This is a genomic window from Streptomyces sp. NPDC029151 (genome assembly GCF_055564315.1).
In genome coordinates this window covers 1,258,475-1,279,625 of record NZ_JBVHWQ010000001.1, presented here as the reverse complement: position 1 = coordinate 1,279,625, position 21,151 = coordinate 1,258,475, and the positions used below count along the sequence as shown (strand labels likewise).

Sequence of the window (21,151 nt, the reverse complement as noted above, 5' to 3'; positions counted from 1 at the left end):
GACGGGACGGCGCCCCGAGTGCGTAGATTTGCCGACCGTGAGCACTGACGAGAGGGCGCGGGCGCCGCAGCAGATCACGGGCCGCCGGTGGCTGTTCCCCTCCGCGCTGCTCCACGAACTCGACCCGGACGCCGCCGCTTCCGGCCGGCGGCCCCGGCGCACGGCCCGCGACTGGGTGGTCGACTTCCTCTGCTTCCTGCTGGCCGTGCTCATCGGCCTGCTGAGCGCGGACAGCCTCCGGCACGAGGACCTCCCGTACGGCTACGCCGCCCTCGACCAGGCGCTGGGCGCGCTCGCCTGCGCCGCCGTGTGGCTGCGGCGCCGGTGGCCGGTGGGGCTCGCCGCGGCGATGGTGCCGGTCGCCTTCCTGTCGAACACCGCGGGCGGCGCGGGCGTCGTCGCCCTGTTCACGCTCGCCGTGCACCGGCCCTTCCGGTACGTGGCCTGGGCGGGCGGGGTGTCCGCCGCGCTGCTCCCGGTCTTCTACTGGCTGCGGCCCGACCCCGACGTGCCGTACGCGGGGGCGGTCGCCTCGGGCGTGCTGCTCACCGTCTCGATGGTCGGCTGGGGGATGTTCGTCCGGTCCAAGCGTCAGCTCATGCTGAGCCTGCGCGACCGCGCCCGGCACGCCGAGACGGAGGCGCGTCTGCGGGCCGAGCAGGCGCAGCGGCTGGCCCGCGAGGCCATCGCCCGGGAGATGCACGACGTGCTCGCCCACCGGCTCACCCTGCTCAGCGTGCACGCGGGTGCCCTGGAGTTCCGTCCGGACGCCTCCCGCGAGGAGATCGCGCGGGCCGCCGGGGTGATCCGGGAGAGCGCCCACGAGGCCCTCCAGGACCTGCGGGAGATCATCGGCGTGCTGCGGGCCGACGAGGCCGAGGAACCCGCCGGCGGGCGACCCCAGCCGACGCTCGCCGCGCTGGACGCCCTCGTCGCCGAGTGCCGGGAGGCCGGCATGGAGGTCGCCCTGGACCACCGCGTCGCCGACCCGGGCACCGTACCCGCCTCCGTCGGCCGCACCGCCTACCGCATCGCCCAGGAGGCCCTGACCAACGCCCGCAAGCACGCCCCCGGCACGCAGGTCACGGTCCGCCTCTCCGGCACCCCCGGCGACGGCCTGACGGTCACGGTCACCAACCCCGCCCCGCCCGCCGAGGTACCCCCCGTCCCCGGCTCCGGCCAGGGCCTGATCGGCCTCACGGAACGCGCCACCCTCGCCGGCGGCCACCTGCGCCACGGCGGGCGGCCCGACGGGGGCTTCGAGGTGCGGGGGTGGCTGCCGTGGCCGTGACCCCGGTGACGGGGAGGGCCGCCGTCACCGGACACCGCCGGCCGCGGACACCGCACGCGCGCGGGCGCCCGCCGACGCGGTCCGGCCGGACGCCCCGTCCCGCACGCGCGTGTGTGCCACGCCCCGCCCGTGATTACGTGACCCTCATGACTGCGACGCCGATCAGACTCCTCCTCGTCGACGACGACCCCCTCGTCCGCGCCGGTCTGGCGCTGATGATCGGAGGGGCCGAGGACATCGAGATCGTGGGGGAGGCGGCCGACGGGGCGGAGGCCGAGGACGTCGTGCGGCGGGCCCGCCCGGACGTCGTGCTGATGGACATCCGGATGCCGGTGGTGGACGGCATCACCGCGACGCGGCGGATGCGCGCGCGGCCGGACGCACCACAGGTCGTGGTGCTCACCACCTTCCACGCCGACGAACAGGTGCTGCACGCCCTGCGCGCCGGGGCCGCCGGTTTCGTGCTGAAGGACACCCCACCCGCCGAGATCGTCGACGCCGTGCGCCGGGTCGCCGCCGGCGACCCGGTCCTGTCTCCCGCCGTCACCCGGCAGTTGATGCGGCACGCGGCCGGCACCGCCGCCGACTCCCGGCAGACCCGCGCGCGCGAGCGGCTCGACGTCCTCAACGACCGCGAACGCGAGGTCGCCGTCGGCGTCGGCCGGGGACTGGCCAACGCGGGGATCGCCGCCGAACTCTTCGTCAGCGTGGCCACCGTCAAGGCCCACGTCTCGCGCATCCTCGCCAAGCTCGGCCTCGACAACCGGGTCCAGATCGCCCTGCTCGCCTACGACGCCGGGCTGTTGGACGGCGAGAACGGGCACTAGCCGGGCGCCGTGCGCGTTGTCGGGGTACCGGCGGCTGTCCGGGACCTCGGGGGCTGTCTTAAGGGGAGGGCATGGAACCAGTGATCGACCTGGCGGAGTACGGCGACGCACTCCGCCGGGACCCGCACCCGGTCTACGCACGACTGCGCGAACAGGGTCCCGTCCACCGGGTCCGGCTCGCCACGCCGGGAGGACCCTGGGAGACCTGGCTGGTCGTGGGATACGAGGAGGCGCGGGCCGCCCTCGCCGACGCCCGGCTGGCCAAGGACACCGCCAAGACGGGCGAGGTGCCGCTGGACGAGCAGCTGATCGGCAAGTACCTGCTGACGGCCGATCCCCCGCAGCACACACGCCTGCGCGGCCTGGTCGCCCGCTCCTTCACCATGCGCCGGGTCGAGCAACTGCGCCCGCGCGTCCAGCGGATCACCGACGAGCTGCTCGACGAGATGCTGCCCCGCGGCCGCGCCGACCTCGTCGACGCCCTCGCCTACCCCCTGCCGATCACGGTCATCTGCGAGCTGCTCGGCGTCCCGGAGATGGACCGCACGGAGTTCCGCAAGCTCTCCACGGAGGTCGTCGCGCCGACCGGCGAGGACAGCGAGCGTGCCGCCACCGTCCGCCTCGCCGAGTACCTCACCGAGCTGATCGAGGACAAGCGCCGCGCCGGGCCCACGGGCGATCTGCTGAGCGACCTGATCCGCACCACCGCCGAGGACGGCGACCGGCTCTCCGCGCAGGAGCTGCGGGGCCTGGCCTACCTGCTGCTCATCGCCGGCCACGAGACCACGGTCAACCTCATCGGCAATGCCGTCCTCGCCCTGCTCACCCACCCCGACCAGCTCGCGGCCCTGCGCGCCGACACGACCCTCCTCGACGCGGCGGTGGAGGAGACGCTGCGCTGGGAGGGTCCGGTGCACAACGCCACCTACCGGTACGCCGCCGAACCACTGGAGATCGCCGGCGTCCGGATAGGGCGGGGCCAGGGCGTGCTGGTGGGCCTCACCGCCGCCCACCGTGACGCCGGGCGGTACGCCGAGCCGGACCGCTTCGACATCCACCGCGACACCCGCGGCCACCTCGCCTTCGGTCACGGCATCCACTACTGCCTGGGCGCACCCCTGGCCCGCCTGGAGGCCAGGATCGCGCTCGGCACCCTCCTGGACCGCGCTCCCGGCCTGGCCCTGGACGGCGAACCGGGGGAGTGGCTGCCGGGCCTGCTCATGCGGGGCGTCAGAAGCCTGCCGGTGCGCTGGTAGCCGTAGCCGTAGCCGTAGCCGGTGGCGGACGGGCCGGGCCCTGGGCGGCGGGGCACGGACCCCCTGTGCTGTGGCGGCGGACGGGCGGGGCCTTGGGCGGCGGGGCACGGACCCCCTGTGCGGTGACGGGGGAGGGGCGGGGCCTTGGGCGGCGGGGCACGCTCCTCGTGCTGTGACGGGGGACGGGCGGGGCCCTGGGCGGCGGGGCACGCTCCTCGTGCTGTGACGGGGGACGGGCGGGGCCCTGGGCGGCGGGGCACGCTCCTCGTGCTGTGACGGCGGACGGGCCGGCCCCTGGGCGGCGGGCTACTGCCCCGCATGCTGTGACGGTTGACGGTCCGGGCCCTGGGCCGCGGGGGTGGCGGAAGCCCGCCCGTGCGCCGGCAGCGGGCGGACCGGACCCCGGGCTGCGCGGTGCCGGGAACCGCCGGCACGGACCGGACCCCGGGCTGCGCAGTGCCGGGAACCCGCCGGCGCGGTGACAGCGGCCGCACCGGATCCCGGGCGGTGACCGGCCGGTTCCCGGGGTTGTCCGGCGGGGGTTTGGCGCGGACCGGATGGGGGTGGCGTGCGGCCGGTTCCCGGGGTTGTCCGGCGGCGGTTCGGGTGCGGACCGGATGGGGGGTGGCGTGCGCTGGTTGCCGGCGTTGTCCGGCGGGGGTTTGGGTGCGGACCGGATTCCGGGCGGCGTCCGACCGGGTCTCGGGGGCGTCCGGCAGGGCCTGGGGGGCGTCCGACCGGGTCCCGGGGGCGTCCGGCAGGGCCTGGGGGGCGTCCGACCGGGTCCCGGGGGCGTCCGGCAGGGCCTGGGGGGCGTCCGGCAGGGCCCCGGGGACGTCCGGCAGGGCCTGGGCGGTGCCCGACCGGGCCCTGGGGGCGCCGACCGGGCCCTGGGCGGCGCCGGCACGGCCTGGGCGGCGCCGGCACGGCCTGGGCGCGTCCGGCGGGCCTGGGCGGCGTCCGGCGGCTCCCGGCGGCGGTCGTACGCCCCTCAGCCGTCCGCCGTCTGCCGGCCGCCCGGGATCTCCGCGAGCGCCACCGGGCGCCGCTCGTGGCGGGAGCGCTCGCAGGCCTCGGCGATCCGCAGCGCCTGCAGTGCCTCCCGGCCGTCGCAGGGGTTGGGCCGCTCGCCGCGCACGACCTCCACGAAGGCGTTCAGCTCGGCCTCGTAGGCGGGACCGAAGCGCTCCGGGAAACCCGTCCACGGCTTGTCCGCGGGCGGCGGGCCGGTCGGCTCGGTGGACGCGAGGGGCGTGCGGTCGTCCAGGCCGACCACGACCGTGTCGTGCTCCCCGGCCAGCTCCATGCGGACGTCGTAGCCGGCGCCGTTCAGCCGGGTCGCGGTCGCCGAGGCGAGGGTGCCGTCGTCCAGCGTGAGCAGCGCCGCGCCCGTGTCGACGTCCCCGGCCTCCCGGAACATCGCCGGACCGCGGTCCGAACCGGTGGCGTACACCTCGCGCACCTCACGGCCCGTCACCCAGCGCAGCACGTCGAAGTCGTGGATCAGCGTGTCCCGGAACAGACCGCCGGACAGCGGCAGCCACGCGGCCGGGGGAGGGGACTGGTCGCAGGTCAGGGCGCGCACGGTGTGCAGCCGTCCCAGCCGGCCGGCGCGGACGGCCTCCCGGGCGCCGGCGTAGCCCGCGTCGAACCGCCGCTGGAAGCCCATCTGCAGCACCGTCCCGGCCGTCTCCACCTCGGCGATCGCGTGCAACGTGCCCGGCAGGTCCAGCGCGATCGGCTTCTCGCAGAAGACCGGCAGACCCGAGCGGGCCGCCCGGCCGATGTACTCGGCGTGGGCCGCCGTCGCGGTCGTGATCACCACCGCGTCCACGCCCCACCGGAAGATCTCGTCCACGCCCGGCGCGGCCGTCTCGCCCAGCCGGTGCGCCAGCTCCTGCGCCCGCGCCGGCTCCGCGTCCGTGAGGATCAGGGACCCGACCTCGCGGTGGCGGCTGAGCGTCCTCGCGTGAAGGGTGCCGATGCGGCCCGTACCGATGACCCCGATGCGCATGGAAACAAAGTGAGGGCGGACCCCGTACCCTGTCAATGCGCATGTCCGGACAACCGGACTACACGACTTCCCGTCAACCGGGCACCGGACTACGCTCGGGCCCGTGCCGAAACCAGATGTGGACCCGACCGTGTCGCTCGACCTCCGTGTGGACCGGAGCTCCCCGGTGCCGTTGTACTTCCAGCTCTCCCAACAACTGGAGGCCGCCATCGAGCGGGGCAGCCTCACCCCGGGCAGCCTGCTGGGCAACGAGATCGAGCTGGCCGCACGGCTCGGCCTGTCCCGGCCCACCGTCCGCCAGGCCATCCAGTCCCTCGTCGACAAGGGGCTCCTGGTGCGGCGCCGGGGCGTGGGGACCCAGGTCGTGCACAGCCAGGTCAAGCGGCCGCTGGAGCTGAGCAGCCTCTACGACGACCTGGAGGCGGCCGGGCAGCGCCCCGCGACGAAGGTTCTCGTCAACACGGTCGTCCCGGCCTCCGCGGCGGTCGCCGCCGCCCTCGGGGTCGCCGAGGGCAGCGACGTCCACCGCGTCGAGCGGCTCCGCCTCGCGCACGGCGAACCGATGGCGTACCTGCTGAACCACCTGCCGCCCGGCCTGCTCGACCTCGACACCGACCAGCTGGAGGCCACCGGCCTGTACCGGCTGATGCGCTCCGCCGGGATCACCCTGCACAGCGCCCGGCAGTCCATCGGCGCCCGCGGCGCCACGGCCGCCGAGGCCGAGCGGCTCGGCGAGTCCGAGGGCGCCCCGCTGCTGACCATGCAGCGCACCACCTACGACGACACCGGCCGCGCGGTCGAGTTCGGTGACCACACCTACCGCCCGGGCCGCTACTCCTTCGAGTTCCAGCTGCTCGTACGCCCCTGAGCGACCGCCCCCTTCGTCGCAATGTCCGGACAATGCGACCCGTGAAGGCTCCCCCGGTCGTGTCATGGGTGTTCCCCGTGTTCGATACTGGAGCGTTTGGGGGCCGCTGATGCGATCGACGGCCCCTTGCGCATGGAAGAACACGGCAAGAAGGGCACGGCCTCGTGGCACGGTTTCGGACCTGGGTAGGCATAGCGCTGGCGGGGGCACTCTCCGTGTCCCTGGCGGCGTGCAGCAGCACCGGAGGCAAGCGGGCGGAGGACGCCCGCAAGGCCGCCGCGGCCCAGGGGCGGGCGGCGGTGAACACCCCCCGCTGGACCTTCGCGATGATCACCCACTCGGGAGACGGCGACACCTTCTGGGACATCGTGCAGAGCGGTGCCAAGCAGGCAGCGGTCAAGGACAACATCAACTTCCTGTACTCGCACGACGACGAGGCCCAGCAGCAGGCACAGCTGGTGGACGCGGCGGTGGACAAGAAGGTCGACGGCATCATCGTCACCCTCGCCAAGCCGGACGCCCTGAAGGCCGCCGTGGCCCGCGCCGAGAAGGCCGGCATCCCGGTGGTCACGGTGAACTCCGGCTCCGGGGAGTCCAAGGCCTTCGGCGCGCTCACCCACATCGGCCAGGACGAGACCATCGCCGGCGAGGCCGTCGGCGACGAGCTGAACGAGCGCGGGAGGAAGAAGGCCCTGTGCGTCCTGCACGAGCAGGGCAACGTGGGCCACGAGCAGCGCTGCGACGGCGTCGCCAAGACCTTCCGCGGCACCCTGCGCAAGCTCTACGTCAACGGCACCAACATGCCCGACGTGCAGTCCGCGATCGAGGCCAAGCTCCAGGCCGACACCTCCATCGACTCCGTGGTCACCCTGGGCGCCCCCTACGCCGACACCGCCGTGAAGGCGAGGACGGACGCGGGCAGCAAGGCCGAGATCGACACCTTCGACCTCAACGCCAAGGTCGCGGCCTCGCTGAAGGACGGCACGCTCGGCTTCGCCGTGGACCAGCAGCCGTACCTCCAGGGCTACCAGGCCGTCGACCTGCTGTGGCTGTACAAGTACAACGGCGACGTCCTCGGCGGCGGCAAGCCGGTCCTGACCGGCCCGCAGATCATCACCAAGGACCAGGCGTCCGCCCTCGCCGAGTACACCGAGCGGGGCACCCGATGAGCGCGGTCACCGACGAGAAGACGACGGACGAGAGGATTGCGCGGACTTCTCCGCTGCGGAGGCTGCCGGCCCGCCCCGAACTCGGCTCGGTCGTCGGCGCCCTCGCCGTCTTCGTCTTCTTCGCCTTCGCCGCCGACGGCTTCCTGCGCGCCTCCAGCCTCAGCACGGTCCTGTACGCCTCCTCGACCATCGGGATCATGGCCGTACCCGTGGCCCTGCTGATGATCGGTGGCGAGTTCGACCTCTCGGCGGGCGTCCTGGTGACGTCCTCCGCGCTGGTCTCCTCGATGTTCAGCTACCAGATGACGGCGAACACCTGGGTCGGCGTGGGCGTGTCCCTGCTGGTCACGCTGGCCATCGGCGCCTTCAACGGCTTCATGCTCACCCGCACCGGACTGCCCAGCTTCATCATCACGCTGGGCACCTTCCTGATGCTGACCGGCATGAACCTCGGCTTCACCAAGCTCATCGACGGCACCGTCTCCACCAAGACCATCGCCGACATGGAGGGCTTCGCGAGCGCCCGCACCGTCTTCGCCTCGACGATCGAGGTCGGCGGTGTCGACGTCAAGGTCACCATCCTGTGGTGGCTGGGCCTCGTGGCCCTCGCCTCCTGGATCCTGCTGCGCACCCGCACCGGAAACTGGATCTTCGCCGTCGGCGGCAACCAGGACGCGGCCCGCGCGGTCGGCGTCCCGGTCACCCGGACGAAGATCGGCCTCTACATGGGCGTCGCCTTCGGCGCCTGGATCTCCGGCCAGCACCTGCTCTTCTCCTTCGACGCCGTCCAGTCCGGCGAGGGCGTCGGCAACGAACTGATCTACATCATCGCGGCCGTCATCGGCGGCTGCCTGATCACCGGCGGCCACGGCAGCGCGATCGGCTCCGCCGTGGGCGCCCTCCTGTTCGGCATGACCAGCAAGGGCATCGTCTTCGCCGAGTGGAACCCCGACTGGTTCAAGTTCTTCCTCGGAGCGATGCTGCTCCTCGCGACCCTGCTCAACGCCTGGGTCAAGAAGCGCGCGGAGGCCACCAAGTGACACTCGTGGAGCTGACCGACGTCAGCAAGCACTACGGCACCGTCCGCGCCCTGGAAGGGGTCTCGCTGGAGGTCCACGCGGGGCAGATCACCTGCGTCCTCGGCGACAACGGCGCGGGCAAGTCGACGCTGATCAAGGTGATCGCGGGCCTGCACCGGCACGACGGCGGCACCCTGCGCGTCGAGGGCGAGGAGACCACCCTCTCCTCCCCGCGCGACGCCCTGGACCGGGGCATCGCCACGGTCTACCAGGACCTCGCCGTCGTCCCCCTCATGCCGGTCTGGCGCAACTTCTTCCTCGGCTCCGAGCCCCGCAAGGGCACCGGCCCCTTCAAGCGGCTCGACACCGACCTCATGCGCCGCACCACCCGCGACGCGCTCCTGCGCATGGGCATCGACCTCCGCGACGTCGACCAGCCCATCGGCACGCTGTCGGGCGGCGAGCGCCAGTGCGTCGCCATCGCGAGGGCCGTCCACTTCGGCGCGAAGGTCCTGGTCCTGGACGAGCCGACGGCGGCCCTCGGTGTGAAGCAGTCCGGTGTGGTCCTGAAATATGTGGCGGCGGCACGGGACGAGGGCCTGGGGGTTGTCTTGATCACCCACAATCCGCATCACGCGTACCTGGTGGGCGACCGTTTCGTGCTGCTGCGGCGCGGCACCATGGTGGGTCATCACACACGGGACGAGATCACACTGGACGAGCTGACGAAGCAGATGGCGGGCGGAGCCGACCTGGACGCGCTGGTCCACGAACTGCAGCGAACCTGAGGACGCGCACCCCCCCGCCCTGCGCGGCACTCGGTGTGAGCGTGCGGCAGAATCGACCAACGATGAGCACCTACCGCGACCTCACCGCCCCCATCGGTTCCCGCCGAGCCCCGGTCCTGCGCACCGTCGGCACCCGGGAGCGCCGGTCCCACCTGACCGCGCCCCGGGTGCCCACGGTCGGTATCGACATCGGCGGCACCAAGGTCATGGCGGGCGTCGTGGACGCCGACGGCAACATCCTGGAGAAGCTCCGCACGGAGACCCCGGACAAGTCCAAGAGCCCCAAGGTCGTCGAGGACACCATCGTCGAGCTGGTCCTGGACCTGTCCGACCGGCACGACGTGCACGCGGTCGGCATCGGTGCCGCCGGCTGGGTCGACGCCGACCGCAACCGCGTCCTGTTCGCCCCCCACCTGTCCTGGCGCAACGAACCCCTGCGCGACCGCATCGCCGGCCGCCTCGCCGTGCCGGTCCTGGTCGACAACGACGCCAACACCGCCGCCTGGGCCGAGTGGCGCTTCGGCGCCGGCCGCGGCGAGGACCACCTGGTCATGATCACCCTCGGCACCGGCATCGGCGGCGCCATCCTGGAGGACGGCCAGGTCAAGCGCGGCAAGTTCGGCGTCGCCGGGGAGTTCGGCCACATGCAGGTCGTCCCCGGCGGGCACCGCTGCCCGTGCGGCAACCGCGGCTGCTGGGAGCAGTACAGCTCCGGCAACGCGCTCGTCCGGGAGGCGCGTGAGCTGGCCGCCGCCGACTCACCGGTCGCCTACGGGATCATCGAGCACGTCAAGGGGAACATCGGCGACATCACCGGCCCGATGATCACCGAGCTGGCCCGCGAGGGCGACGCGATGTGCGTGGAGCTGCTCCAGGACATCGGCCAGTGGCTCGGCGTCGGCATCGCCAACCTCGCCGCCGCCCTCGACCCCTCCTGCTTCGTGATCGGCGGCGGTGTCTCGGCCGCCGACGACCTGCTCATCGGCCCGGCCCGGGACGCCTTCAAGCGCCACCTCACCGGCCGCGGCTACCGCCCCGAGGCCCGCGTCACCCGCGCCCAGCTCGGCCCCGAGGCCGGCATGGTGGGCGCCGCCGACCTCGCCCGGCTGGTCGCCCGCCGCTTCCGCCGGGCCAAGCGGCGCCGGGCGGAGCGGTACGAGCGCTACGAGCGGTACGTCCAGGGCCGCCGCGACCAGGACACCGCATGACCTCGTCGCTGCCCCACCAGGGCGGCCCGCCGGACGAGCCGCGGCGGCCCGCCGAGGACCCCCGGCACAAGGCGAAGCGGCGGGCCCTCACCCTGCTGATCATCGTCCTGCTCATCGGCGTCCCGGCCGGCTACCTGGTGATCTCCGCGAACCAGAGCCGCAACAGCGGCAAGGACAAGGAGGCCAAGTACTCGGCGACCGGCCTCACCCCGGGCTGGCCGTCGAAGGTCCAGCGCCGCCTGTACCAGGTCACCGTCCCGCACCCCGCCGACGACGTCGCCTACTACGAGACGAACAACTGGAAGACCAGCCGCCTCTACGTCCAGTTCCGCACCAACCCCGCCGGACTGGACAGCTTCCTGGGGACCATGGGCGTCCGCCGCGACCAGCTGAGGAAGAACGAGATCGCCGTCGGCGAACGCGACCGGAAGGTCAGCGGCTGGACCTTCGGCGGCCCGGGCCCGTGGTACGGCCTGACCCACGAGCAGCGGAACCCGGCACCCACCCAGGACGTGGTCGTCGACCTGTCCGACCCGCAGCAGCCGATGGTGTTCGTCGTCTCCCGCACGGTGCCGTAACCGGGGCCCCGACCGGCCCCGGGGCCGATTGTCAGACCCCGCCCGTAGAGTCGGAGACGACTGATCCGGGACACGGGCGGGAGGTGGCAGGACGTATGAGCGGCACGGCTGCGGTGGCCGAGCGCCCAGGGGGCTCCCCGAAGACGGGGACCGGGGACCCGGTCCCGGTGCGCCTCGCGTCCGTCTACCTCCCCGCGCCCCTGCCCCGCCAGGGCCGTCTCGCCTTCTGGGACCCCGACGGTGCCCCGCTGCCCGAGGGCGCCGGCGCGACCGCCGAGGAGCTGACGGTCGTCCGACGGCACGGCCCCGGAGTGCGCCGCCGGCAGGTGCCCGCCCTGACCCTGCCGCTCGCCGAGGCCCTGCCGCTGCTGGTCCGCGCCCGGCGCGACCCGGCCGCCCACCCGGCCACCGCCTGCTGGGGAGCCGCCGCCCTGCACGCGCTGCGGCTCGTCGCCCGCGGCCGGCTGCTGCCGGGCCTCACCCCGGGCGGCCACGACGCCTGGCGGGCCGGCCCCCTGGAGCCCGAGGACATCGCCCACCTGCGCGCCGTCGCCGCGGCCCTGCCCGCCGAGGGCCACGCGGTGCCGCTGCCCGGCCCGGGCCCGCTGTGCCTGCCCGAGCCGGAGGCCCTGGTCCGCTCCTTCCTGGACGCGGTCGCCGACACCCTGCCGCGCACGCCCGCGGCCCCCTTCACCGCCGGCCGGCCCTACGCCGCCCGCGAGCCCCAGCACCTGCCCGACGCCCACGCGTGGGCGGCCGAGGTGGCCGCCGGGATGGACGCGGGCGTGCGGATCTCGCTGCGCCTTGACCTGTCCGCGTACGACGTGTTCGACGCCGGGGCGCGGGAGGGCACGCGTGCCGCGGGGGCGGCCGTCGTGCAGGTGCACAGCCTCGCCGACCCCACCCTGGTGGCCGACGCGGCGGCCCTGTGGACGGGCGAGGCGGGCACGGCGTTCGGGCCCCGCGCGCGCGTGGACGCGGCCCTCGCCGTCCGGCGCGCCGCCCGGGTGTGGCCGCCCCTGGACCGCCTCGCCGAACAGGACGTGCCCGACGTCCTCGCCCTCACCGAGGAGGAGCTGGGCGAGCTGCTCGGCGTGGCGGCGGCCCGGCTGGCCGCCGCCGGGGTCGCCGTCCACTGGCCCCGCGACCTCGCCCGCGACCTGACCGCCACCGCGGAGGTCCGCCCGGCACCCGGCTCGGCGACCGACGGCACCGGCTTCTTCGAGAGCGAGGAGCTGCTCCGGTTCCGCTGGCAGCTGGCGCTCGGCGGCGACCCGCTCAGCGAGGCGGAGATGGACACCCTCGCCGAGGCCCACCGCCCCGTCGTACGGCTCCGGGACCGCTGGGTGCTGGTCGACCCCGCCCTGGTCCGCAAGGCCCGCAAGCGCGAACTCGGGCTGCTCGACCCGGTCGACGCGCTGTCCGTCGCCCTCACCGGCGAGGCCGAGGTGGACGGCGAGACCGTCGACGTCGTCCCCGCCGGCGCGCTGGCCGCCCTCCGCGACCGGCTCACCGCGGGCCTGCACCCCGCGACCCCGCCCCCCGGCCTGAACGCCGTCCTCCGCGACTACCAGCTGCGCGGCCTGGCCTGGCTCGACCTCATGACCTCCCTCGGCCTCGGCGGCTGCCTCGCCGACGACATGGGCCTCGGCAAGACCGTCACCCTCATCGCCCTGCACCTGAAGCGGGCCCGCACCGAGCCGACCCTCGTCGTCTGCCCGGCCAGCCTCCTGGGCAACTGGCAGCGGGAGATCACCCGCTTCGCCCCCGGCGTCCCCGTCCGCCGTTTCCACGGCCCCGAGCGCACCCTGGAGGACGTGACCGGCGGTTTCGTCCTCACCACGTACGGCACCATGCGCTCCGCCGCCACGCAGCTGGCACGGCAGCCCTGGGGCATGGTCGTCGCCGACGAGGCGCAGCACGTGAAGAACCCCTACTCCGCCACCGCCAAGGCGCTGCGCACCATCCCGTCCCCCGCGCGCGTCGCGCTGACGGGCACCCCCGTGGAGAACAACCTCTCCGAACTGTGGGCCCTGCTCGACTGGACCACCCCCGGCCTCCTCGGCCCGCTGAAGTCCTTCCGCGCCCGGCACGCGCGAGCCGTCGAGAACGGCGAGGACACGGAGGCCGTGGAACGCCTGGCCCGCCTGGTCCGGCCCTTCCTGCTGCGCCGCAGGAAGTCCGACCCCGGCATCGTGCCCGAGCTGCCGCCCAAGACGGAGACCGACCACCCGGTGCCGCTCACCCGCGAGCAGGCCGCGCTGTACGAGGCAGTGGTGCGCGAGTCGATGCTGGCCATCGAGACGGCGCAGGGCATGGCCCGCCGGGGCCTGGTGCTGAAGCTGCTCGGCGCGCTGAAGCAGATCTGCGACCACCCCGCGCTCTATCTGAAGGAGCAGCCGGACCCCGACCGCCTGGCCGCCCGCTCCGGCAAACTCGCCCTCCTGGACGAGTTGCTGGACACCCTCCTCGCGGAGGACGGCTCGGCCCTCGTCTTCACCCAGTACGTCGGCATGGCCCGCCTCCTCACCGCCCACCTGGCCGCCCGCGCGGTCCCCGTCGACCTGCTGCACGGCGGCACGCCGGTACCCGAACGCGAGCGCATGGTCGACCGCTTCCAGAGCGGCGGCACCCCGGTCCTGGTGCTGTCCCTGAAGGCCGCCGGCACCGGCCTCAACCTCACCCGCGCGGGCCACGTCGTCCACTTCGACCGCTGGTGGAACCCGGCCGTCGAGGAACAGGCCACGGACCGTGCGTACCGCATCGGCCAGACCCAGCCCGTCCAGGTCCACCGCCTGGTCACCGAGGGCACGGTGGAGGACCGCATCGCCGAGATGCTCGCCTCCAAGCGCGCCCTCGCCGACGCGATCCTCGGCTCCGGGGAGGCCGCGCTCACCGAACTCACGGACCGGGAACTCTCCGACCTGGTCTCCCTGCGGAGGACGCCATGACCGGCTCCGACGACCCCCGCCCCGCGGACGTCGCCCGCCGCGCCCTGCGGGCGGCCCGCCACCACGCCGGCGGCGCGGAGACGGAAGCGGGGGACCTGTCGCCGAAGGTGCCGTCCGATGCCGATACCGATGCAGATGCAGATGCCGGTGCCGGTGCCGGTGCCGGTGGCGGTGCGGCGCGTGGGGCGCCGTCGGGCTCCGGCGAGGCCGGGACGGAGGAGCCGACGCGCGAGGTGCCGTCCGGTGAGGGCGCGGCGCGGCCCGGGGACGTGGCACGGGCGGCGCTCCGGGCCGCCTTCTCCACACGGCGGGGGGACGCGTCGCCGACCGACGGTGGCGCGTCGGCGGGGGACGGTGGCGGCCCGGTGGCGGACGCGGGCGCGGGGCAGGAGCCTCCGGCGCGCGCCGTGACGGAAACGGGGACGGGTGGCCCGGGCGCGACCGGTTACGGCGCGGTGGGTGCTGGTGCGGCCGGTTCTGGTGCGGCGGGTGCGGATGCGGGTCCTGCTGGTGCGGATTCGAGTCCGGCTGGTGCTGGTGCTGGTGCTGGTGTTGGTGCTGGCGCCGGGGCCGGGGCTGTCGGTGGCCCGGGCGGGCGTCCCGGTGACGCCGCGCGGGAGGCCCTGCGCGCGGCCCGCCGGGAGGCGCTGCGCGCGGAGGCGGCGGAGCCCCGGCGCGCGCGGCGGGCACCGGCGCCGTCCGGTCCCGCGGCACCCGCGCCGGAGGGGCAAGGCCGGGCCACCAGGGCCAAGGCCGCGCAGGAGATGCGCCACTACCTGGCGACCGCCTTCCGCATGCCCACGTGGACGGACACCCCCGGCGAGCCGGAAGACCCCGCCCCCGGCACCCTCGACACCCCCGCCCACCGTCCCGCTCCCGCTCCCGAGGGGCCGGCCCCGACGACGCCGGCCTCGTCGGCCCCGCCACCCGCCTCGGCCACCCCTGCCACCCCGCACGTGCCCCCCAGCATGGCCACCCCCCACCGCGACACCGAACTCCGCCGTACCTTCCCGGCCTTCGCGGTGCGGGACGGGGCGGGGGAGGAGACCCCGTTCGCCGGGACCTGGTGGGGGAACGCCTGGGTGGCGGCGCTGGAGCGGGGGGCCTTGGACGGCAAGCGGCTGGCCCGCGGACGGGGGTACGCGGAGCGGGGGCACGTGGACGCCATCACCGTCACCCCGGGGCTGGTGCTGGCCTATGTGCGCGGAAGCCGGCCCCGTCCCTACCGGGTCCAGGTCCGGGTGCGGACCTTGGGGGACGAGGACTGGGAGAGGTTCCTCGACACCGCGGCCGACCGCCCCGGGCACATCGCGGCGCTGCTCGACAAGGAGCTGCCGCCCTCGCTCGCCGACTGCGGTGTGCCCCTGCTGCCCGGACCCGGCGACCTCACCCCCCGGTGCAGCTGCCCCGACTCCGGCCACCCCTGCAAGCACGCCGCCGCCCTCTGCTACCAGACGGCCCGCCTGCTCGACGCCGACCCGTTCGTGCTGCTCCTGGTGCGCGGCCGGGGCGAGAAGGAACTGCTCGACGCGCTGTCCCGGCGCAGCGCCGCCCGCGCCGCGCGGGAGGCGCGGCCGCAGACCCTGCCCGGCGTCCGGGCCACCGAGGCACTCGCGGTGCGCGAACGCCCGCCGCTGCCCCCGCCGTCGCCGGTGCCCCCGCACCCCGGGCAGCCCCCGGTCTATCCCTCGGCACCCGGCGGCCCGGACCCCTTCGCCCTGGACCAGCTGGCCACCGACGCCGCCGCGCGCGCCCACGCCCTGCTCGGCACCGGACGCGACCCGGTCGGCGAGCTGACCCTGTGGCAGGACGCGGTGCGGCTCGCCGCGGCCCGCCCCGGTTCCGGGCTGACCGCGGCCACCCGGGCGCTGTACGCCACGCTCGCCGACGCCGTCGGCCGCACCCCGGCCGACCTGGCGCGTGCCGTCGCCGCGTGGCGGCAGGGCGGGCCGGCCGGCCTGGCCGTCCTGGAGGAGCCGTGGGACCCGCCGGCCGGGCGTTTCGACCGGGCCCGCCCGCTGCTGCTCGCCGCCGACCTCCCGGCGTTCCGTCCCTGGCGCAACCGCCTCACCCACCCCCGCGGCCACGTCCAGCTCCGTCTCGGCCGCGACGGCCTCTGGTACGCCTACGAGTCGGAGCCCGGCCAGGACGACTGGTGGCCCCGCGGCACCCCGGACCTCGACCCGGTGGGCGCGCTGACCGGGCTCGGCACACCCGACGACGCCCGGTGAAGGACACCGGCTGAACGGCGCCCGGCGCACCGCCCGCCGGCGGTGATCAGCCCTGCGCCGCGTACCGGTTGCGGGGCCTTCGCAGGCCCAGCCGCTCGCGCAGGGTCCCGGTGCCGTACGCGTCGCGGAACGCGCCGCGGCGGCGCAGTTCCGGGACCAGCCGCCGGGTGACCGCGGTGAGGTCGTGCGGCAGCGCGCCGGGGCGCAGGCGGAAGCCGTCCAGTCCGGCGGTACGCCAGTCGAGCAGCAGGTCGGCCAGTTCACCGGGGGTGCCCGTGAAGACGAGGGCGTCCGAGGCGTACTCCGCTCCGTCCAGCGCGTCCAGGCGCTCCTTGCGGCGGGCGGCGGCGCCGGGCTCGTCGTCCAGGAAGACGACGAGGTCCGCGAACCTGCGCAGCGGCCGGTCCCGCAGGTCCCGGCCCACGCGGTCGGCGGCCTCGTCCACCTGCGCCAGGACCGCCTTGGCGCCCGCGCGGTCGAACGGTGTCACGAAGACGACGTCGCTGGCGCGCGCCGCGAACTCGTACGGCGTCGAGGCGTGCGCGAGGCTCGCCACCACCGGCTGGCCCTGCGGCGGGCGCGGGGTGATCGAGGGGCCCTTGACGCTGAAGGAGGCGCCCTCGAAGTCGATGTGGTGCAGCTTGTCGCGGTCGAGGAAGCGGCCCGTGGCCGTGTCCCGTATCTCCGCGTCGTCCTCCCAGCTGTCCCACAGCCGCCGGGCCACCTCCACCACGTCGGTGGCCTCCGCGAACAGCGGGCGCAGCCGTGCGGCGATCAGTTCGGGGTCGCGGATGTCGTCGTCGGTCAGCTGCGGGGTCGTACGGCGGCCGAAGTGGGCGGCGTCGGCGGCGCGCGAGGCGATCTGCGGCCGCCAGCCCGCGCGGCCCTCGCTGACATGGTCGAGGGTGGCGATGCCCACGGCGACGTGGAAGGGCTCGGTGTGGGTGACGTTGACCGTGGGGACCAGGCCGAGGTGCGTGGTGAGCAGGGCGAGATGGGAGGCGAGCAGGACCGCGTCCAGGCTGCCGCGGACCTGGTCGGTCCGGTCGTCGGGACGGTGCGGTGCGGCCGACTGCAGGCCGAGCGCGTCCTCGAAGGTGACGAGGTCGAGGAGGCCGCGCTCGGCCTCGGCGACCAGGTCCGCCCAGTATCCGGGCGTGAACAGGGCGCCGGGCCGGGCTCCCGCGGACCGCCAGGCCGCGGGGTGCCAGCCGGCGCCGTCCAGGGCGACGGCGAGGTGCAGGGGGCTGTCGTTCACGATGCGCTGCCTTCCCGTTGGGCCGAAGCGGCTGCGGACGTGCGCCCGGTGTCCGGCAGTCCGCGCAGGCCGAGGTGGTCCCGCAGCGTCGTGCCGGTGTAGTCGGGGCGGTGGACGCCCTTCTCCTGGAGCAGGGGCACCACCCGGTCGACGAAGTCGTCCAGGCCGCCGGGCGTCAGATGTGTGGCGAAGACGAAGCCGTCCGCGCCGTCGGTCTGCACGAAGTGGTCGATGGCGTCGGCGACGGTGTGCGGGCTGCCGACGAAGGTCTGCCCGCCGTGCACCTCGATGACCAGCTCGCGGATGCTCAGCCCGCGTTCCCCGGCGAGGGCCCGCCAGCGCCGGGCGGTCTCGGCCCGGCCCGTGCGGAACACGGAGTGCCCCTTCAGGACCAGCGACTCCGGTTCGGGGTCGATGTCGGGCAGCGGGCCGTCCGGGTCGTACGCGGACAGGTCGCGGCCCCAGACGGCCTCCAGGTGGGCGATGGCGGTCTGCGGGCTCACCTGGGCGCGAGTGATCTCGTCGGCGTAGGCCGCGGCCTCCGCGTCGGTGTCGGCGACGACGACGGTGGCGGTGGGCATGATCCGCAGGTCGTCCGGTGACCGGCCGTACCGGGCGAGCCAGCCCTTGACGTCCCGGTAGAAGGCGCGGGCCTCCTCCAGCCGGTTGTACTTGCTGAAGACCACCTCGGCGTCCGACGCCGCGAAGTCACGGCCCGCGTCGGACTCCCCGGCCTGGATGACCACGGGGTGTCCCTGGGGGCTGCGCGGGGTGGTGAACCGCCCGGTGATGTCGAAGTGCCCGCCGTGGTGGGCGAACTCACCGGCCCCGGGCCGTACGAACCGCCCGGACACCGGATCCGCGGGCACGTCCCCGGCGGCCCAGCTGTCCCACAGCTCACGTGCGGTGGCCAGGAACTCGGCGGCGCGGGTGTAGCGGTCGGACTCGGCGAGGAAGCCGCCGCGGCGGAAGTTCTCCCCGGTGAAGGCGTCGAAGCTGGTCACCACGTTCCAGCCGGCCCGTCCGCCGCTGAGGTGGTCCAGGGTCGCCAGCCGGCGCGCCACCTCGTAGGGTTCGTTGAACGTGGCGTTGACGGTGGCGGCGACCCCGAGACGGGTGGTGGTGGCGGCCAGAGCGCTCAGCATGGTCAGGTTGTCCGGGCGGCCGGCCACGTCCAGCTCGTAGACGGAACCCTTGTGTTCGCGCAGCCGCAGTCCTTCGGCGAGGAAGAAGAAGTCGAACTTCCCGCGTTCCGCGGTCCGCGCGAGGTGCACGAAGGAGCCGATGGCGATCTGGCTCCCGGAGCGGGGGTCCGACCAGACGGTGACGTTGTGGATGCCCGGCAACTGGGCCGCGAGATGGATCTGTTTCGGCACGATGCTCCTTCTGAAGCGCGGGTCTCGGGTACGGGGTCCCGCGCGCGGTTCTCACGTGCGTGCGGGGTCTCAAGCGCAGGGGGAACCGCCCCGGGCACGCGCGGTGACCGGCACCGCGCGTTCCCGGGGTCCTCGACGGCGGCCCGCGCGGGTCAGCCCGCGGACATCTCCGGGACCTGCCCGACGTGTCCCATGCGGTAGCCGACCCCGCGCACCGTGATGATCCAGCGGCTGGAGCCGAGCTTCGCCCGCAGGCTGCTCACGTGCGTGTCGATGGTGCGGCTGGTGCTCACCCAGTTGCTGCCCCAGACCTTGGCCATCAGCTCCTTGCGCGAGACGACGGAGTCGGGCCGGGCGGCCAGGGTGTAGAGCAGCTCGAACTCCGTGGCCGTCACGTCGACGACACGGTCGCGCAGCCGCACCTCCCGCGTCCGCGGGTCGATGTGCAGCGGCCGGAGCGAGATGCTGTCGGCGCCGACGGAGTGCGGGCGGGTCCGCCGCAGCACCGCTTCGATCCGCGCGCCGATCTCGCGCGGACTCCACGTCCTCAGCACGCAGTCGTCCGCTCCCGCCTTGAGCGCGAGGACCCTTTCCAGTTCGTTGTCCCGGTGCGTGCAGGCGATCAGCGGAATATCGCTTTCCGCCCGCAGCGTGCGGCAGACCTCCAGTCCGTCGATGTCGGGCAGATCCAGGGAGAGCAGCACCAGATCGGCGTCGTGGTAGGAACGGAGGATCCGTGACCCCCGGTCGACGGTGTGGGCGGCGTAGCCCTGTCGGCGCAGATCACCCGCGGTAGCCTCGGCCGTGGTGGCGTCCGGCTCTACGACCAGCACTTTCTTCACGCTCCCAGGCCTTTCGCTCCGGCGTCCGCCCAGTAGTCCGCGGTATCGGGGCCGGCCTCGGCCGGCCCCGATACCGGCGCGGGGACGGCGTCGGGAACGCCGCACAGCTGCCGGCAGGCGTACGCCGCCGAGACCATGGTCATGTGATGGTGCCAGCCGGGGAAGGAGCGGCCCTCGAAGTCGAGCACCCCGAACCCCTCCCGCAGCGTGGCGACGGTCCGGCGGGCGAGGGCCTGGCTCCGGGCCAGTGCCAGGACCTCCTCCACGCCCCGGTCCATCAGGCTGGTGACCCAGTACCGCGCCGGCTGCCCGCCGTCGGCGGAGACCTGTTCGAGGACGTGGTACGTCCGCGAGACGCCGTCCTTGGCGGCCCCGCGCTGGGACAGACGGACCGGCCCCGCGTACGCGTTGACCCGTACGGCCCGGGACACTCCGTGCTCGGTGGGGCGCAGCAGCACGTGCGGCTGCCGGGCGTGCGGTTCCTCCATCAGCTCCCCGACGGTGATCACCCTGGGGGAGGGACGTCCGACGAGGACGATCTGCCCGGAGTCGACCTCGCACACGAAGTCGAGCCCCCGGCGGGCGAGTCCGGCCATGACACCGCTCGCGTCGTCGCACCGCTGCGTCAGATTCAGTACCCAGGGCGCCGTGGGCAGCGGCGGGTGCGCCGCGGTGACCCCGGCGGCGAAGCCGAGGACGAACGCCCCCACGGGGCGCCCGGTCTCCGTGTCCGGTATCCGTGCACGGCGCCTGCGCAGATCGTCCCAGTCCCACGCTCCGTCGAGGACGAGGCTCCAGTCGACGGGGAAGCACCGGGTGTCCGTCGACAGGAAGAGCCCCACGCCGCGCTGGCAGTTGACGGTGCGTCCGGTCGCTTGGTCCAGGCGACGGTGCACCCCCACCGAGTGCTCGCCCTGCTTCGGGATCAGGAGATCGGCGACCGTCCAGGCGTACGCCGGCCGGTGCGCCGCGATGGTCCGGCCGAGCGCGCGGCGTACGGGTTCCCAGGCCCAGGTGCTGCTGTTGATGAACTGGTGCAGACCGTGAGCCGCGCCGGCCGGCATTGAACCGGCCTCGGCCATGCGCCGCGGAGTCTTCTTGCCGGGGGTGTGGATGAGTCCCCACAAGTAGGCCCGGGCCCAGCGGCGTTGTTCCGCCCGGTGCAGCGGATTGAATACGCTTTCAACAAACGTCTGTATGCGCTCGCGATCCCCGGCAGCGACGCGCACTCCCAATGACGACATGTTGAACTACGCCCCCTCGCAGTCGTGTCGCCCCACTGTGTTCGTGTGGTTGTACGTGCAGTCGTACGAGGGATAAAGCTACCGGCTGCATCGCCATTTTCACGCGTTGTGCTGTCACTTTGCCATTTCGGCCGCTGACCTGCGCAAACACGGTCGGAGGAGGGGTGTGGCCGGGGTCGGCCAGGGGGCCGGGGAAAGCCCTTGCGCCCCTTCCCGGACCCCCGGAGGAGA

General features: G+C 74.4%; 16 protein-coding genes. 11 read left to right on the top strand and 5 right to left on the bottom strand.

Annotated elements, in window-relative coordinates; genetic code table 11:
* Positions 1–37 precede the first annotated feature (37 nt).
* From ACZ4VF_RS05135 to ACZ4VF_RS05125, 3 genes are all read left to right on the top strand, one after another.
* Entirely contained in the window at positions 38–1,291 is a 1,254-nt protein-coding gene (locus ACZ4VF_RS05135) for a sensor histidine kinase (protein ID WP_467923246.1), read from the top strand.
* A gap of 146 nt (positions 1,292–1,437) precedes the next feature.
* The gene (locus ACZ4VF_RS05130; protein ID WP_467923245.1) at positions 1,438–2,118 is read left to right on the top strand and encodes a response regulator; all 681 of its coding nucleotides are present in this window, start codon (positions 1,438–1,440) and stop codon (positions 2,116–2,118) included.
* A gap of 71 nt (positions 2,119–2,189) precedes the next feature.
* A complete protein-coding gene (locus ACZ4VF_RS05125) occupies positions 2,190–3,374 on the top strand; it encodes a cytochrome P450 family protein (protein ID WP_467923244.1) in 1,185 nt (394 codons plus the stop codon).
* A gap of 991 nt (positions 3,375–4,365) precedes the next feature.
* Here ACZ4VF_RS05125 and ACZ4VF_RS05120 read toward each other — a convergent pair.
* Positions 4,366–5,388 carry a Gfo/Idh/MocA family protein gene (locus ACZ4VF_RS05120; RefSeq protein ID WP_467923243.1) on the bottom strand — a complete coding sequence of 341 codons (1,023 nt, stop codon included), beginning with the start codon at positions 5,386–5,388 and terminating at the stop codon, positions 4,366–4,368.
* A gap of 130 nt (positions 5,389–5,518) precedes the next feature.
* On the opposite strand from ACZ4VF_RS05120, the gene ACZ4VF_RS05115 reads away from it, so the two are divergent.
* From ACZ4VF_RS05115 to ACZ4VF_RS05080, 8 genes are all read left to right on the top strand, one after another.
* Positions 5,519–6,256: a GntR family transcriptional regulator gene (locus tag ACZ4VF_RS05115; RefSeq protein ID WP_467923779.1), complete on the top strand. Its 738-nt coding sequence runs from the start codon at positions 5,519–5,521 to the stop codon at positions 6,254–6,256.
* A 164-nt stretch (positions 6,257–6,420) separates the two neighbouring features.
* Entirely contained in the window at positions 6,421–7,425 is a 1,005-nt protein-coding gene (locus ACZ4VF_RS05110; RefSeq protein WP_467923242.1) for a sugar ABC transporter substrate-binding protein, read from the top strand.
* A complete protein-coding gene (locus ACZ4VF_RS05105; RefSeq protein ID WP_467923241.1) occupies positions 7,422–8,465 on the top strand; it encodes an ABC transporter permease in 1,044 nt (347 codons plus the stop codon). Before ACZ4VF_RS05110 ends, ACZ4VF_RS05105 begins: the two co-directional genes overlap by 4 nt.
* Positions 8,462–9,232: an ATP-binding cassette domain-containing protein gene (locus ACZ4VF_RS05100; RefSeq protein ID WP_467923240.1), complete on the top strand. Its 771-nt coding sequence runs from the start codon at positions 8,462–8,464 to the stop codon at positions 9,230–9,232. The genes ACZ4VF_RS05105 and ACZ4VF_RS05100 overlap by 4 nt, the downstream gene beginning before the upstream one ends.
* 62 nt (positions 9,233–9,294) lie before the next feature.
* The gene (locus ACZ4VF_RS05095) at positions 9,295–10,440 is read left to right on the top strand and encodes an ROK family glucokinase (RefSeq protein ID WP_467923239.1); all 1,146 of its coding nucleotides are present in this window, start codon (positions 9,295–9,297) and stop codon (positions 10,438–10,440) included.
* A complete protein-coding gene (locus tag ACZ4VF_RS05090) occupies positions 10,437–11,018 on the top strand; it encodes a sugar kinase (RefSeq protein WP_467923238.1) in 582 nt (193 codons plus the stop codon). The genes ACZ4VF_RS05095 and ACZ4VF_RS05090 overlap by 4 nt, the downstream gene beginning before the upstream one ends.
* Positions 11,019–11,113: 95 nt before the next feature.
* Complete coding sequence (locus ACZ4VF_RS05085) at positions 11,114–13,969, top strand: DEAD/DEAH box helicase (protein ID WP_467923237.1); 2,856 nt, start codon at positions 11,114–11,116, stop codon at positions 13,967–13,969.
* Positions 13,966–16,200 (top strand): SWIM zinc finger family protein, encoded by a 2,235-nt coding sequence (locus ACZ4VF_RS05080; RefSeq protein ID WP_467923236.1) that lies wholly within the window; start codon positions 13,966–13,968, stop codon positions 16,198–16,200. Before ACZ4VF_RS05085 ends, ACZ4VF_RS05080 begins: the two co-directional genes overlap by 4 nt.
* Before the next feature lie 46 nt (positions 16,201–16,246).
* Here ACZ4VF_RS05080 and ACZ4VF_RS05075 read toward each other — a convergent pair whose 3' ends face one another.
* The 4 genes from ACZ4VF_RS05075 to ACZ4VF_RS05060 form a co-directional block, all read right to left on the bottom strand.
* A complete protein-coding gene (locus ACZ4VF_RS05075; RefSeq protein ID WP_467923235.1) occupies positions 16,247–17,458 on the bottom strand; it encodes an LLM class flavin-dependent oxidoreductase in 1,212 nt (403 codons plus the stop codon).
* Positions 17,455–18,834, bottom strand: coding sequence for an NtaA/DmoA family FMN-dependent monooxygenase (locus ACZ4VF_RS05070; RefSeq protein WP_467923234.1), 1,380 nt, complete (start codon positions 18,832–18,834; stop codon positions 17,455–17,457). Before ACZ4VF_RS05070 ends, ACZ4VF_RS05075 begins: the two co-directional genes overlap by 4 nt.
* Before the next feature lie 152 nt (positions 18,835–18,986).
* On the bottom strand, positions 18,987–19,676 hold the full coding sequence (locus ACZ4VF_RS05065) for a response regulator transcription factor (RefSeq protein ID WP_467923233.1): 690 nt from the start codon (positions 19,674–19,676) through the stop codon (positions 18,987–18,989).
* Complete coding sequence (locus ACZ4VF_RS05060) at positions 19,673–20,920, bottom strand: IS701 family transposase (protein ID WP_467923232.1); 1,248 nt, start codon at positions 20,918–20,920, stop codon at positions 19,673–19,675. Before ACZ4VF_RS05060 ends, ACZ4VF_RS05065 begins: the two co-directional genes overlap by 4 nt.
* Positions 20,921–21,151 lie beyond the last annotated feature (231 nt).